This is a genomic window from Streptomyces bungoensis (genome assembly GCF_001514215.1).
Taxonomy (GTDB): Bacteria; Actinomycetota; Actinomycetes; order Streptomycetales; family Streptomycetaceae; genus Streptomyces; species Streptomyces bungoensis.
On record NZ_KQ948861.1, the window covers coordinates 159027 to 173269 of the forward strand.

The 14243-nt window shown below is 75.1% G+C and carries 9 protein-coding genes and 1 pseudogene; 8 read left to right on the forward strand and 2 right to left on the reverse strand.

Annotation, left to right across the window (positions count from 1 at the left end; translation table 11 throughout):
* Positions 1 to 15 precede the first annotated feature (15 nt).
* On the reverse strand, positions 16 to 2112 hold the full coding sequence (locus AQJ66_RS22275; RefSeq protein WP_061925114.1) for a SpoIIE family protein phosphatase: 2097 nt from the start codon (positions 2110 to 2112) through the stop codon (positions 16 to 18).
* A 181-nt stretch (positions 2113 to 2293) separates the two neighbouring features.
* Between AQJ66_RS22275 and AQJ66_RS22280 the strand changes: the two genes are divergently transcribed.
* The 7 genes from AQJ66_RS22280 to AQJ66_RS22310 all read left to right on the forward strand — a co-directional run bounded on the left by AQJ66_RS22280 (position 2294) and on the right by AQJ66_RS22310 (position 10716).
* A complete protein-coding gene (locus AQJ66_RS22280; RefSeq protein WP_061925118.1) occupies positions 2294 to 3715 on the forward strand; it encodes a lipase maturation factor family protein in 1422 nt (473 codons plus the stop codon).
* 770 nt (positions 3716 to 4485) lie between these two features.
* Entirely contained in the window at positions 4486 to 5877 is a 1392-nt protein-coding gene (locus tag AQJ66_RS22285; protein ID WP_244162889.1) for a hypothetical protein, read from the forward strand.
* A 56-nt stretch (positions 5878 to 5933) separates the two neighbouring features.
* The gene (locus AQJ66_RS22290; protein ID WP_079060347.1) at positions 5934 to 8645 is read left to right on the forward strand and encodes a winged helix-turn-helix domain-containing protein; all 2712 of its coding nucleotides are present in this window, start codon (positions 5934 to 5936) and stop codon (positions 8643 to 8645) included.
* A 133-nt stretch (positions 8646 to 8778) separates the two neighbouring features.
* On the forward strand, positions 8779 to 8976 hold the full coding sequence (locus AQJ66_RS22295; RefSeq protein WP_061925120.1) for a hypothetical protein: 198 nt from the start codon (positions 8779 to 8781) through the stop codon (positions 8974 to 8976).
* A gap of 17 nt (positions 8977 to 8993) precedes the next feature.
* Positions 8994 to 9641, forward strand: coding sequence for an HdeD family acid-resistance protein (locus AQJ66_RS22300; RefSeq protein WP_061925123.1), 648 nt, complete (start codon positions 8994 to 8996; stop codon positions 9639 to 9641).
* A gap of 108 nt (positions 9642 to 9749) precedes the next feature.
* Positions 9750 to 10229, forward strand: coding sequence for an SHOCT domain-containing protein (locus tag AQJ66_RS22305; protein ID WP_061925126.1), 480 nt, complete (start codon positions 9750 to 9752; stop codon positions 10227 to 10229).
* Between the two features lie 49 nt (positions 10230 to 10278).
* Entirely contained in the window at positions 10279 to 10716 is a 438-nt protein-coding gene (locus tag AQJ66_RS22310; protein WP_061925129.1) for a DUF7144 family membrane protein, read from the forward strand.
* 1 nt (position 10717) lies between these two features.
* Here AQJ66_RS22310 and AQJ66_RS22315 read toward each other — a convergent pair.
* A pseudogene (locus AQJ66_RS22315) lies at positions 10718 to 12917 on the reverse strand (glycoside hydrolase family 38 C-terminal domain-containing protein).
* Here AQJ66_RS22315 and AQJ66_RS22320 point away from each other — a divergent pair.
* Positions 12883 to 14241: an amidase gene (locus tag AQJ66_RS22320; protein ID WP_061925132.1), complete on the forward strand. Its 1359-nt coding sequence runs from the start codon at positions 12883 to 12885 to the stop codon at positions 14239 to 14241. The pseudogene AQJ66_RS22315 and the gene AQJ66_RS22320 sit on opposite strands and share 35 nt — an antisense overlap.
* The last annotated feature ends 2 nt before the right edge of the window (positions 14242 to 14243 follow it).

The window sequence follows — 14243 nt, forward strand, 5'->3', positions numbered from 1 at the left end:
GCCCGGCAGCGGCGCTCAGCCGCAGGCGGCGGACCGCACCGGGAACTCGCACCACACGGCCTTGCCGCCGCCGCGCGCCTCCACGCCCCAGGCGTCGGCGAGCAGGTCGACGAGGAGCAGCCCGCGGCCGGAGACGCCGTCCTCCCCGGCTTCCCGGCGGCGCGGCAGGGCGCTGGAGGAGTCCTCGACCTCGACGCGCAGCCGGCGGCCGCTGCCGCCGTCGAGCACCCTGAGGGTGACGACGGCGGAGCCCTCGGTGTGCATCAGGGCGTTGGTGATCAGTTCGTCGGCGACCAGTTCGACCTCGTCGGCCCGGTCCCGGGCGCCCCAGGCGCGCACCGCGGCGCGGATCATGTGCCGGGCCTCGGTGAGGGCCTCCGGGTCGCCGGGCGCGACGTGCTGCTGGAGCCGGCCGCCGGGCCGCGGCGTCTCCGGGACCCGCCGGCGCAGCAGGAGCAGGGCCACGTCGTCGTCGCCGCCGCGCTCCTCGGCCATCCGGATCAGCCGGTCGGCGAGGTCGCGCACCTCGTCCGGCGCCCTGGCGATGAGGTTCGCCAGGGTGCGCATCCCGTCGTCCAGGTCGGCTCCGGGCTGCTCGACGAGCCCGTCGGTGCACAGCAGCAGGGTGTGGCCGGCGTCGAGTTCGAGGGTGGAGACGGGATACTCCAGCCGGCCGAACTCGGCGGACAGGCCGAGCGGCAGCCCGCCCTCGACGGTGATCCGGCGGCACGTGCCGTCGGCGTCCCGGATCAGCGGGTCGATGTGCCCGGCGCGGACCACCTGGACCACTCCGGTGGACAGGTCGGCCTCGGCGTACAGGCAGGTGGCGAAGCGGTCGGTGTCGAGTTCGTGCAGGAAGACGGAGGCCCGCGCCATCACGGTGGCCGGGGGGTGGCCCTCGGCGGCATAGGCGCGCAGGACGATGCGGAGCTGGCCCATCACGGCCGCCGCGTGCGTGTCGTGGCCCTGGACGTCGCCGATGACCGCGCCCACCCGGCCGCCGGGCAGCGGGATCAGGTCGTACCAGTCGCCGCCGATGTCCCGGCCGAGGCCGCCCCCGGTGGTGGCCGCGCGGTAGCGGACGGCGACGTCGGCGCCGCGGACGCTGGGGATGGTGCGCGGCAGCATGGCCTGCTGCAGGCCCTGGGCGAGGTCCTTCTCCTGTTCGTAGAGCATGGCCCGCTGCAGGCTCTGCGCGATGCTGCTGCCGAGGGCGACGAGGACGGCCCGCTCCTCCTCGGAGAAGCCGCGCCGGTCGCTGTAGAGCAGGCCCATGGCGCCGATCGGGCGGGCCTGGGCGATCAGCGGCAGGTAGGCGGCGGAGGTGATGTGCAGGCCGGTCAGGCCGGGCCAGAGGATGGGGTAGTTCCCGGCGAACTCCTCCGGGGACTCGATGAACCGCGGGGTGAGCGTGCGCACGACCTCGCTCATCGGGTAGGGCTCGTCGATCCGGGTGATCCGGGTGCCGGGGATCGACGCCCCCGCGGGGCCCTCGGCGACGAGGCGGATCCGGCCGGCCTCCACCAGCCCCATGACGAGGCTCGCCGCGCCGAGGTGGCGGATGCCGTGGGTGTGCTGGAGGGCGTCGATGACGTCCCGGACGCTGCGGGCGTGGGCGAGGGCGGCGGAGATGACCTGGACGACGTTGGTCTGCTGCCGGAAGGCCTCGTCCTGGGCGGCCCGCAGACTGCGGGCCTCGCTGTCGGCGAGTTCCTGGGTGGCGTCGCGGACGATGCCGACGACCCGGCGGGGCCGGCCGGTCCGGTCCCGCCGGATGTAGCCCTGGGTGTGGGTCCAGCGGGTGGTGCCGTCGCGGCAGCGGATGCGGAAGTACGTGCCGTAGTTCTCGCTGCCGTCCTTGATGGCCCGGGCGACCACCGCGTCCAGCCGGGCGGCCTCCGGGGGCGGCACCCGCACGGACAGGGCCTCCGGGTGCCCGTCGTACTCCTCGGGGAGCAGGTCGAACACCTCGTGGGCCTGGGCGTCCATGTGGAACAGACCGGCGTCCAGGTCCCAGTCGAAGCTGCCCATGCGGTTGAGGGCCAGGATCGGTTCCGGGTGGGCCGGCCACTCCTCCGGGAGGGACAGGGCGCTCGCTGGCCGATCAGCCATGCGCCCACCTTGCCAGGATTTGCCCGATTCTTCGAGTGCACACCCGTCCCGACGGCACACGGTGCGGCCCGGCCGGGTTACGGGCGCGGAAGGACGCGGTACACGCAGTGACGGGCCCCTTTCCCGGCCGCCGGGGGCACGCGTGCCACGGCGGCCCTAACGGAAGTCAGGAGCGACGGCCGTGGACTGGTTCACCGCACCCGGCTACTGGCTGAGCCGGCTGGTCCTGCAGCGGGCGCTGGCCGGTGTGTACCTGGTCGCGTTCCTCGGGGCCGCCCTGCAGTTCCGGGCTCTGCTGGGCGAGCGCGGGATGCTGCCGGTCCCCCGCTTCACGGCGCGGATGCCGTTCCGGCGCGCCCCGAGCCTGTTCCACCTGCACTACTCGGACCGCTTCTTCGCCGGATGCGCCTGGGCGGGCTGCGCGGTCTCGGCGGCCCTGCTCGCCGGCGCGGACTCGCTGCTGCCGCTGTGGGCGGGCATCCTGCTGTGGCTGGTGCCGTGGGCGCTGTACCTGTCCATCGTCAACGTGGGCCAGACCTGGTACGCGTTCGGGTGGGAGTCGCTGCTGCTGGAGACCGGTTTCCTCGCCGCCTTCCTCGGCAACGGCGAGGTGGCGCCGCCGGTCGTCGTGCTGTTCCTGCTGCGCTGGATCCTGTTCCGGGTGGAGTTCGGCGCCGGGCTGATCAAGATGCGCGGGGACGCGTGCTGGCGCAAGCTCACCTGCCTGGACTACCACCACGAGACCCAGCCGATGCCGGGCCCGCTGAGCTGGTTCTTCCACCATCTGCCCCGGCCCCTGCACCGGGTGGAGGTGGCCGCCAACCACGTCACGCAACTGGTCGTGCCGGTGTTGCTGTTCGCCCCTCAGCCGATCGCCTCGGCGGCGGCAGCGCTGATGATCGTCACCCAGCTGTGGCTGGTGCTGTCGGGGAACTTCTCGTGGCTGAACTGGATCACCATCGTGCTCGCCCTGTCCGCGCTGGGGCTGCCGGGCACGGCGCCGTCCGTGCCCCCGGCACCGCTGTGGTACGAGGTCCTGGTGCTCGCGGTCGCCGCGCTGCTGGTCCTCCTCAGCTACCACCCCGTGCTGAACATGGTCTCCCGCCGCCAGGTCATGAACCGCTCCTTCGACCCGCTGCACCTGGTGAACACCTACGGCGCGTTCGGCAGCGTCAGCCGGCTCCGCTACGAGGTGGTCGTCGAGGGCACGCTGGACGGCGTACCGCGGGAGGACTCCGACTGGCGGGAGTACGAGTTCCGGGGCAAACCCGGCGACCCCCGGCGCTGGCCGCGCCAGTTCGCCCCCTACCACCTGCGCCTGGACTGGCTGATGTGGTTCGCCGCGCTGTCCCCCGGCTATGCCGGCGACTGGTTCGGGGCCCTGGTGGAGCGGCTGCTGGAGAACGACCGCGACACCCTGCGCCTGCTGCGCCGCTCGCCCTTCCCGCCGGACACCCCGCCCCGGTACGTCCGCGCCCGGCTCTTCCGCTACCGCTACACCACCTGGCGGCGGCTGCGGGAGACGGGAGCCTGCTGGGAGCGGACGTACGTCCGGGAGTACCTGCCGCCGACGCGGCTGGCGGGCGTGGCGCAGAGGTCGTAGCCGAGCCGCGGCCGGCGTCGGCGGGAGGGGGCAGACCGGTCACCTGGGCGGCGCCTTCGGCTCGGTCCCGCCTGCCGATGCGGCGCCGGAGGCGACGCACCGGCAGGGCCGTACGGTGCCTGCTCGCGTCGGCCGTCGCACGGCGCCGGCCCTCGGGCACCGCGCGGTGCCGTCCGCCCGGCGCCCGTACTGCGCGCGCCGACGGAGCTGCCGGAGGGGCGGGCCGCGCCCGAAGGCGGCGGCCGTCCGGCCAGTCCCGCAGGCCCTTGAGCGTCCCCGCCCCCGCCTGCCGCGCCGCGCACCCGGCCGTGGCGAGGCGTCCTGGCCGGTGCCCGCCGGACCGCCGAGGCCCACGCATACGCCGCGCAGTTCGTCGACGACGACCGGCACCCCGCGGGCGGCGGCCTCGGGCAGCGGCTCGACCGCCAGGACCGGCGAACCCCGCGACGGGGGGCCGCCACACAGGTTCGTTCCCCGCCGCCTCGCAGTGCCCCAGGGGACCGCCCGAGCCGCGGCACCGGGCCAGGCGGACCCTGTGACGAGCAGGCGAGCAGACGAGCAGCCGAGGAGGCGAGCAGTCGTGGCCGCGTCCGCGGCCGCACCACGCCGCAGCGCCCGGCCGCAAGGTGCGGCACGGTTGCGAGCGGACCCCGTGACGCCCGGCGAGGAGTACCCGGTGTGGTCCGTCCGGCCCACCCCGGCGGGCGGAGGGCCGGGAGAGGCGGCGGAATGGGGATGTCCAGGAAGCGACCGACCGTGCCGGAGCCCCCGTGACCGAGCCGCCCGACCAGCGCCCGCCGGACCCCGACTCCGGCGGACCGGACCCGCGCCCCCCTGACCCGGAGCCCCGATCCCCGGCGGCCCCGGACGGGGGTGGCACGGCTTCCGGCGGCAGGGCCGGTGGTGCCGCGACCGGCAGCCGCATCGCACGCAACACCGCCTCCGCGGTGCTCATCGTGCTGACCTGCGTCCTCGTACCGGTCGCCCTGCTCGCCACCTGGGTGCACGACATCGTGCTCGACACCGACCGGTACGTCGCCACCGTGGCGCCCCTGTCCGGCGACCCCGCCGTGCAGGACGCGGCGGTGCACCGGATCACCGAGGCCGTGGGCGCCCGCGTGGACGGCCCCAAGGCCGCCGACGAGATGGCCTCCTGGCTGCAGTCCCAGGGCCTGCCGCCCCTGGCCGCCGACGCGGTCAGACGCCTGGGACCGCAGATCGACGCGGCCGTGGACCAGGCGGTGACCAAGGTCGCCACCCGCGTCGTGACCAGCGACGCCTTCACGACCGTGTGGCGGGACGCCAACCGCGCCGCCCACAACGCCGTCGTGCACGCCCTGACCGGCCAGGGACGCGGGGCGGTCCAGGTCACCGACGGCACGGTCACCCTGGACATCGGCACGGCCGTCGAGCGGGTCAAGAAGGAACTGGTCGACGCCGGCCTGAAACCCGCGGCCAACATCCCGCAGGTGAACAAGCAGTTCGTGCTGTTCCACTCCGACCAGCTCGCCAAGTACCGCAAGGCCGCCCACCTGCTCGACATCGTCGGGAACTGGCTGCCGGTGCTGGTCGCCGTGCTCGGCACCGCCGGGGTCCTCCTGGCCCACCGGCGGCGCCGGGCGCTGGCCCGCACCGCCCTGGGGGCGGCCTTCGCCTGCCTCGTGGTGGCCGTCGCGCTGATCGTGGCCCGCGGCTACTACCTCGACCACCTGCCCGCCCAGGTGCAGTCCAAGTCCGCCGCCGCCGCCGTCTTCGACGCCCTGGTCCGCTTCCTGCGGGTCAGCCTGCGGACGGCCATCGTGCTGGGCGTGGTCATCGCGCTGGGCGTCTACCTGATCGGGCCGGGCCGGCTGCCCGTGGCCCTGCGCGGCGCGTCCGACCGTACGGCGGACTCGGCTGCGCGCTGGGCGGCAGGGCACCACGTCAGCGCCGGGCGGGCGGGCGCGTGGGCGCTGGCCTACCGCCGGGCGGTCACCATCGCCGTGCTGCTCGTCATCGCGCTCGTCTTCGCGCTCTGGAACCATCCGACGGTGCTCACCGTCCTGCTGCTGGTCCTCGTGCTGCTCGCCGTCCTGGCGGTGCTCGCCCTGCTGGCGGCCGGCGGCCGCGTCCAGCTGAAAACGGCGCGCAAGCCGCCTGACGCGCCGCCCGGTCAGAGCTGACCGGGCGGCGCACCACCGGAACTGCGGGGTGGCGCGAAGGCTGCGATGCTGATCGAGTGGAGCGTCTTTCGCAGCCTGCCGGAGCGCCGGGTGAGCCCTCCACCAGCGCAGGCGCCGAGAACCCGCGAGGACCGACCTCCCCGTACGTCGATCCGCTGGGCGAGCCGTTTCTGCACACACGGTTCGTCCCGCCCGCCAGGCCGGCCACCTTCCTGCGCCGCCCTCGGCTCGCCGCGCACCTCGACCAGGCTCTGGACACGCCCCTGACGATGGTCAACGGCTCGGCCGGGGCGGGAAAGACCCTGCTGGTCGCGGACTGGGCCGCGCGGCTCGGGCAGCCGGTCGCCTGGTTCACCGACGAGGCCGGGGACCAGGGCGCGGGCACCTTCTGGGCGTACGTCCTGCACGCCCTGCGGCTCGCCGGGGTACCGCTGTCCGCGCGGGTCGGCTGCCCGGCGGACGCCGGCCGCGTCGACCACGGGCTGCTGGCCCGCCTCGCCGCCGAACTGAGCGAACTGGAACGGCCCGTACTGCTCGTGCTCGACGAGTTCGACCGCCAGCCCGCCCGGCAGGTCGCGGAGGACCTGGAGTTCGTCCTGCACCACGCGGCGCCGGGCCTGCGGCTGGTCCTCGTCACCCGTACGGAACCGTTGCTGCCCCTGCACCGCTACCGGGCGGCGGGCGCCATCACCGAGATCCGGGACGCCGAGCTGGCCTTCACCCCCGGCGAGGCGGCCGCCCTGCTGGACCGGCACGAGCTGCGGCTGCCGGACGACGCGGTACGCGCCCTGGTGGAGCGCACCCGGGGCTGGGCGGCCGGGCTGCGCCTGTGCGCCCTGGCCGCCCGGGAGAGCGGCGACCCGGAGGCGTACCTGCGGGAGTTCGAGGCCGGCCGGAGCACGATCGCCGACTTCCTGCTCGCCGAGGTGCTGAAACGGCAGCCCGCCGGGACCCAGGACCTGCTGCTGCGCGTCAGTGTCGTGGACCGCTTCTGCCCGGGGCTGGTGCGGGCGCTGACGGGCCGCGACGGTCTCGAGCCGGTGCCGGCGGGGCTGCACCGGCAGAACGCGTTCGTCGAGGACCTCGGGCACTCCTGGTACCGGCTGCACCCGCTGTTCGCGGAGATCCTGCGGGCCCATCTGCGGGAGCGCGCACCGCACCTGGAGCCCGAGCTGCACCGGCGTGCCGCGCGGTGGCTGCGCGACTCCGGCGCGCTGCCGCGGGCACTGGCGCACAGCGCCGCCGCGCAGGACTGGGAGTTCGCCGCCGGGGCCCTCGTCGGCGACCTGGCGATCGGGCAGCTCTTCACCGGCCTGCGCGCCGACGACCTCGCCGGGCTCTTCGGCCGGATGGCGCCCGAGGCCGCGGGTACGGCGGCGGAACTGGTGCGGGCCGCCCACGAGCTGTCCCGGAACGACGTCGAGCGCGGGCTGAGCCATCTGCGCCGGGCGGAGGGCCGGCTGGCCGCGCAGCGGGCGCCCGGCGCCGCGGAGAGGCTGAGCTGTGTGCTGCTGGAGACCCTGGCGGCCCGGCTGACCGGTTCGCCCTGCCGCGCCGAGCGGGCCGTGGCCGCGGCCTCGGAACTGCGCCACGAGGTGCCGGCCCGGCTGCTGGAGGAGCATCCCGAGCTCCTCGCGCTGCTGCTCACCCACCTGGGCTCGGCACGGGTGTGGGCGGGCAGCTTCGACGCGGCGCGCGCCGCCCTGTCCGAGGTCGTCGGGCACCCCGGCGGCCCGGCGACGGCGCTGCCCCGCCAGGACTGCCTCGCTCACCTCGCGCTGATCGACTACCTGGAGGGCCGGCTCGAGAGCGCGGAGCGCGAGGCGCTGGCGGCGAAGGCCGAGACGGAACGCTTTGGTCTCGGCCGGCCCGCCGGGGCGGCGCTCGGGCGGCTGGTGCTGGCCGCCGTGGCCGTCGAGCGCGACGAACTCGACCAGGCCGAGGCCCTCCTCGCGGAGGCCGCCGCGTGCGGCCCGGCCGCGCCCGACCCGGTGACGGCGGCCGGCCGGTCCCTCGCGACGGCGCGGCTGCTGCTGGCGCGGGGCGACCCGCAGGCCGCCCTGGAGGCCGCCGCGCCCGCCGTCACGGTGCACGTCGCCTCGCCCTGGGCCGAGCTCGGCTCCGCGCTGGTCGCCTCCGCCGCCCATCTGGCCGAGGGCCGGCCCGACACCGCGCTGAAGGTCCTGGAGCACGTGCCCCACGGCGGCGAGCCGGAGTGCACGGCCGGCCTCGCCTGGGCGCGGCTCGCCGCCGGCGACCGCGACGCGGCGATCGGCCTGGTCGACCGCCTGGGGCCGCCGGGCCTCACCGGGACGGGGGTGAGCGTGCGCGCCGCGCTCGTGCGGGCCCGCGTCGCCGAGGAGGCCGGGGACGTCGCCACCGCCCGCAAGCTGCTCGCCCGGGCCCTGCTGGAGGGCCGCCGGGAGCGGCTGCGGCGCCCCTTCCTCGACGCCGGCCCGGGCATCCGCCGCCTGGTGGACACCCCGCCGTTGCAGAGCCTGGCCGCGGGCTGGCTCACCCCGGGCGGTCCCCGCCCGCGTGACGGTGGCGCCGCCGAGCCCGGCCCTCTGGTCGTCGAGGAGCTGAGCGGACGCGAACGCGAGGTGGTGCGGTGCCTGGGGCAGCTGATGACCACGGAGGAGATCGCCGCGGACCTGTACGTCTCGGTCAACACGGTGAAGACCCATCTCAAGAGCGCCTACCGGAAACTCGGCGTGAGCCGGCGCGGCGAGGCGGTGCGGCAGGCCCGTGCGCGCGGACTGCTGTGACCTGCGGCCGGGTGACGCGCCATCGGTCGTCCGCCGGATCGGCCGGTTCACCTGCGCCGGGTGAGGCGGCGCGCCGCCGGGCCCGGCAGGATCGCAGCCGAGACCGCAGCAGACCCGCGGCGGGAGACGGCACATGCGCTACGAGATCCGCGTCGAAGGACACATGTCGGAGACGCTGACCAAGGCGTTCCCCGAGCTGGACCACGTGGTGATGTCCGGGCAGACGGTCCTGTTCGGCCAGGTCGTCGACGAGGCGCACCTCTACGGGCTGCTGAACCGCTGCCAGTCGCTCGGGCTGCGGGTCGTCGAGATGCGGCAGCTGCCCGAGTGACTCCCCTGGGAGGACCCATGACCGAGTCGCGCGGTCCGGCACCCGGTGCCGGTCCGAGACACATGCCCGGCGGGGCGGCCGCCGGCCCCGCGGATCCCATGGCGGCGATCGCCGGCTCGTGGATCTGGTTCCTGCTGTCGGCGCTCGTCACCCTCGTGCCGGGCGTGCTCATCCTCGTCTGGCCGGACGAGACGCTGCACGTCCTGGCCGTCGCGATCGGCCTGTACCTGCTGCTGACCGGGGCTCTGCGGTTCGTCACGGCCTTCGCCCGGGGCGGCGCCGGGGAGCGGGTCGTCGGACTGCTGCTCGCCGTGGTGTTCGTCGTGGCCGGTGTGCTCTGCCTGCGCAACCCGCTGCAGACCGTCACCGCCCTGTCGATCATCGTGGGGCTGGTCTGGCTGGTGTCCGGGATCCTCACCCTGTACACGGCGCTGGCGGCCGAGAACCTGCCCCACCGGGGCCTGGTCCTCGGGGCCGCGCTGCTCGGCATCGTCGCCGGGATCCTGGTGCTGGCGCTGCCCACCGAGTCGGCGCGGGCCCTGACCCGGCTGCTGGGCCTGTGGCTGGTGCTGCTGGGCCTGGTCGAACTGGGGGTCGCGTTCGCGTGGCGGGCCGCGACGCGCAGGGCGGACCGGCAGGCGAGCACCACCGGCCCGGCGTACTGAGCACCACGCTCACCCGCGCCGGGTGAGGCCGGCCCCGCCTCGCCGTGTGCACGCTGAGAACCGCAGCGACCGGTCCGACCGGCCGGCGCTCCCGGACGGAGGAGAGACATGAGCGCGCAGACCTACCTCGCCTACGACTACCCCCTGCTGAGCGCCTTCTGGACCATGCTGGTGTTCTTCCTGTGGATCATGTGGTTCGTCCTGCTGTTCAAGGTCGTCGTCGACATCTTCCGCGACGACGGGATGAACGGATGGGCCAAGGCCGGCTGGACGCTCTTCGTGATCGTGCTGCCCTTCCTCGGCGTCCTCGTCTACCTGATCGCCCGCGGCAAGGGCATGGGGGAACGGGAGGTCGCCCAGGCACGCGCCCAGCAGGAGGCCTTCGACTCCTACGTCCGGGAGACCGCGAAGGCCGGTGCCCCGGCCAGCAGCGCCGACGAACTCGCCAAGCTGTCCGCGATGCGGGCCCGCGGCGACATCGACGACGACGAGTTCCGCCGGGCGAAGGACCTCGTCCTGAGCGGGACCGGTGCCACGCGGCCGTCCGCACGGCAGACCGGCTCCATGCCGACCACGCCCGAACGCTGAACCGCCCGAACGCCGAACCCCGCCTACGACACCGAATCGAGGCACCCGTATGACCGCGTCGCACCCGCACCCGACACACGTCTATCCGCGCTCCGCCAAGCAGCAGTGGGCCGCCGGCCTGACCGGGTTCGCCGGCGTGATGCTCCTGATCGCCGGACTGCTCAGCCTGTTCCGCGGCATCATGGGCATCGCCCAGGACGACGTCTTCGTCACGACACCGAACTACGTCTTCAAGTTCGACCTCACCGGCTGGGGCTGGATCCACCTGGCCCTCGGCATCGTCGCCATCGCCGTCAGCTTCGGCCTGTTCGCCCCGTCGACGTGGGCGCGCGTCGCCGGGGTGGCCATCGCCGGGCTCGTCATCATCGCCAACTTCCTGTCCCTGCCGTACTACCCGGTGTGGTCGGTCGTGATGATCGCGCTGTCCGGCTTCATCATCTGGGCCCTGTGCGTGGTCAGGCCGGAGGGCTCCACCGAGACCGGTTAGCTCAGCACCTGCGCAGCCGCAGGGTCGTCAGCTCGAACGGGCGCAGCCGCACGGTGAGACGGTCACCGTCCCGCACCGGCGGCTCGCGCCCGTCCAGCGGCCGTTCCAGCAGGTCCGTGACGGTGACGTCCGCGACGCGGAACCCGGCCGTCAGGGCCGCCCGGGCCCGGCCGCCGTGGGCCTCGTGGAAGCGGACCACCACGTCGCCGCTGCCGTCGTCGGCCAGTTTCACGACGGTCACGACGACCGCGTCGCCGTCCACGGCGACCAGCGGCGGGACGTCACCTGCTCCGGTCGTACGCCGCTCCGGCAGGTTGATCCGCCACCCCTCGCGGACCGCGTCGGCGATGCCGGCGCCCGGGATCAGGGCGTGCCGGAAGCGGTGGACGCCCTGGTCGGTCTCGGGGTCGGGGAAGCGGGGGCGCGCAGCAGGGAGACGCGCACGGTGGTGGTCGTGCCGCGGGTGCGGACCGTGCGGGTCACGTCGTGGCCGTACGTCGAGTCGTTGACGACCGCCACGCCCCAGCCGGGCTCCTCCAGGTGGACGAAGCGGTGGTTGCACGCCTCGAACCGGGCCGCCTCCCAGGAGGTGTTGGTGTGCGTGGGCCGGAAGACGTGCCCGAACTGGGTCTCGGACGCGTACCGTTCCGCGTGCAGGTCGAGCGGGAACGCCAGTTTCAGGAACTTCTCCGTCTCGTGCCAGTCGACCTCGGTGTCGATGACCAGCCGGCGCTCCCCCGGCGGCAGGGACAGCACCTGGGTGACCCGGGAGGCGCCGAAGGACCGCACGATCCGCACCGAGGCGCCGTCCTCGCCCGGTGTCACCGCGTCGGCGTCCGTGAGGTCGGTGACCGTGTTCCGGTAGAACCGGTCCACGTCCCAGGCGTCCCACCTGTTCGGCAGGTCGGGGTGCAGCTGCAGGAGGTTCGCGGCGCCACCGGGCGCGATCGTCTCGCGGTCGGCCCCGACGTCGTACGCGGAGACGACGAGGCCGCGGGAGTCGATCTCCACACGGAGGACGCCGTCGTCGAGGAAGAACCGCTTTCCGTGCACGAACTGACGGGCCATCGCCTCCGAGCCCGGCATGGTGGTGTCGGACTCCACCCACATGCCACCCGTCGGCACGAACCGCCCCTCGGCCACGGCCTTCCTCACCCGCGCCCACACCTCGGGCCGGTGCTCCTTGCCTTCACGTCCTGCAAGTCGACGGCGTCGAGCGCCCGCTCCACCGCGCGCAGGATCTCCCAGCGGCGCGCGGAGTCCACCGGCAGCTCGGCCATCAGCTCACCGAGCACCTCCAGGTCCAGCACGAGCTGCCACACGGTCTCGTCGAAGACGGCGAGGTCCATGCGGGTGAGGGTGTACTGCGGCTCGCTCCCGGCGGTGTCCTTGTCGCCGAGCGGCGTGGGCCGGAACCGGAAGGGGTGGTGCTCGAGGACGACCGGGTTGGAGGCGGCCTCGACGTGCAGGCGGACCTCCTCGCCGCCCTGGACGGGCGCGCCGACGCGGACCCACTGGTGCAGGGGGTGGAGGCCCTTCACGGGGGTGCCGTCGGGCCGGTAGACCAGTCCCTCGCACTGGAAGCCGGGCAGGTTCTCGTCGAAGCCCAGGTCGAGCAGCGCCTCGACGGTACGGCCCGCCCACCGCTCGGGCACGGTTCCGGTCACCCGGAACCAGCTGGTGCCCCAGGGGGCGCCCCAGCGGGCGCCCACCTCGATCGGCGCGGGCTCGGCCGCCAGCCCCTGCGCGACCGGCACCGGTTCGCCCGGCGCGTGCCAGACGGCGACCCGCAGCGGCACGGACTCGGGGTACACGGCGGGGCGGATGCGTTCGTCGAGGACGCGCCTGAGGCGGGCTTCGACCAGGTCGCGGTCGTCATGCATGCGGGGCTGCTCCCTGCGGGGTCGCGGGTGATGGCCAGGGGCGGGTGAGGGTGAGGGAAGTCGGGGCGTTGTGCAGCTCCCCCACGGCCCGCGGTCCGAATCATGCAACCGCCGGACACGCAGGAGCAGTTCGGCGGCGGTGGCCGGCTCACCGGAGCCGGGTCGCCCGGCGTGCGCCGCGCGGACCGGCCGGCGGGCGGGCGCCGGGCTCTCGACGTGCGCCGTCCGACCGTGCACAGTTCTCCCTACGCGCCCCGTACCGACGAGTAGCCGAGGAGTGCCCGTGAGCAGCTGGGCCGGCCGGACCGCCGCCGACATCGCCGCCGCCGTCCGAGCGAAGGAGGTCACGCCCCGGGAGGTGGTGGCGGAGCACCTCGCCCGGATCGAGCGGCTCGCCGGCCGGGTGGGTGCCTTCCGCGCGGTGCGGGCCGAGGCCGCACGCGCCGAGGCGGAGGAGCTGGGCGCGCGTCCGGACCTCGGCCGACTGCAGCTCGCGGGTGTGCCGGTGGCGGTGAAGGACAACCTGGCGGTGCGCGGCGAGGCGCATCGGGACGGCTCGGCCGCCACGCCGGACACGCCGGCCGCCGAGGACCACGCCACCGTGGCACGGCTGCGGGCGGCCGGCGCGGTGGTGGTCGGTCTGACGAACGTGCCCGAACTGTGCGTCTTCGGCACCACGGAGGGCGTGTACGGCACCGCCCGCAACCCGTGGGACACCTCCCGATCGGCCGGCGGCTCCTCCGGCGGGAGCGCGGCGGCGGTGGCCGCGGGCCTGGTGCCGCTGGCGCTCGGCAACGACGGCATGGGCTCGCTGCGCATCCCGGCGGCCAACTGCGGGCTGGTCACGCTGAAGCCGGGTAACGGGGTGGTTCCGGCGGGGATCGGCAACGGCGACTGGTTCGGCATGGCGGAGAACGGCCCGCTGGCCACCACGGTGGAGGACCTGCGGCTGATGCTCTCGGTCCTGGCGGACACGGAGTTCGCGCGGCGGGAGGAGCGGGCGCCGCGGCGGATCGCCGTCGCCCTGCGCAGCCCGCTCGCCGGGGTGCGCGTGAGCGCGCCGTACGCGAGCGCGGTCCGGGACGCGGCCGGGCTGCTGGCCGGGGCCGGCCACCGGGTCCGGCGGGCCGAACCGCCCTACCCGCTCTCCCTGGGCGTGACCTCGCTGCAGCACTGGACGGCCGGTACGGCGGTGGACGCGGAGGGCCTCGACCCGGCCCTGCTGGCCCGCCGGACCCGGGTGCACGCGGCCGTGGGCCGCCGCTTCGTGCGCTCCGTGCGCACCGGCGACCGGCGCGAGCGCCTGCGCGCCCGGCTGACGCCGTTCTTCACCGAGCACGACGTCCTGCTCACGCCGGCCCTCGCGCGCCGTTCCCCCAGGGCCGACGCGTGGCACGAGCGCGGCTGGCTGCGCAACGTCCTGGCCAACACCGCCTACTCGCCCTTCACCCCGCCGTGGAACCTGGCCGGGTGGCCCGCGATGGCCGTCCCCTTCGGCACCCTGCCGTCCGGCGCCCCCTGCGCCGTGCAGCTCGTGGGGCGCCCGGGCACGGAGGCGGACCTGCTGGCGCTGGCGGAGGAACTGGAGGGGCTGCGCCCGTGGCGCCGTACCGCGCCCCTGGCCGAGGAGGCGGCCGGGTAGCG

What these genes read in the sequence shown, in the direction of transcription:
- AQJ66_RS22275 (WP_061925114.1), bottom strand. Translation starts at nt 2,112, where the DNA reads ATGGCTGATCGGCCAGCGAGCGCCCTGTCCCTCCCGGAGGAGTGGCCG.
- AQJ66_RS22295 (WP_061925120.1), top strand. Translation starts at nt 8,779, where the DNA reads ATGCGCTACGAGATCCGCGTCGAAGGACACATGTCGGAGACGCTGACC.
- AQJ66_RS22300 (WP_061925123.1), top strand. Translation starts at nt 8,994, where the DNA reads ATGACCGAGTCGCGCGGTCCGGCACCCGGTGCCGGTCCGAGACACATG.
- AQJ66_RS22305 (WP_061925126.1), top strand. Translation starts at nt 9,750, where the DNA reads ATGAGCGCGCAGACCTACCTCGCCTACGACTACCCCCTGCTGAGCGCC.
- AQJ66_RS22310 (WP_061925129.1), top strand. Translation starts at nt 10,279, where the DNA reads ATGACCGCGTCGCACCCGCACCCGACACACGTCTATCCGCGCTCCGCC.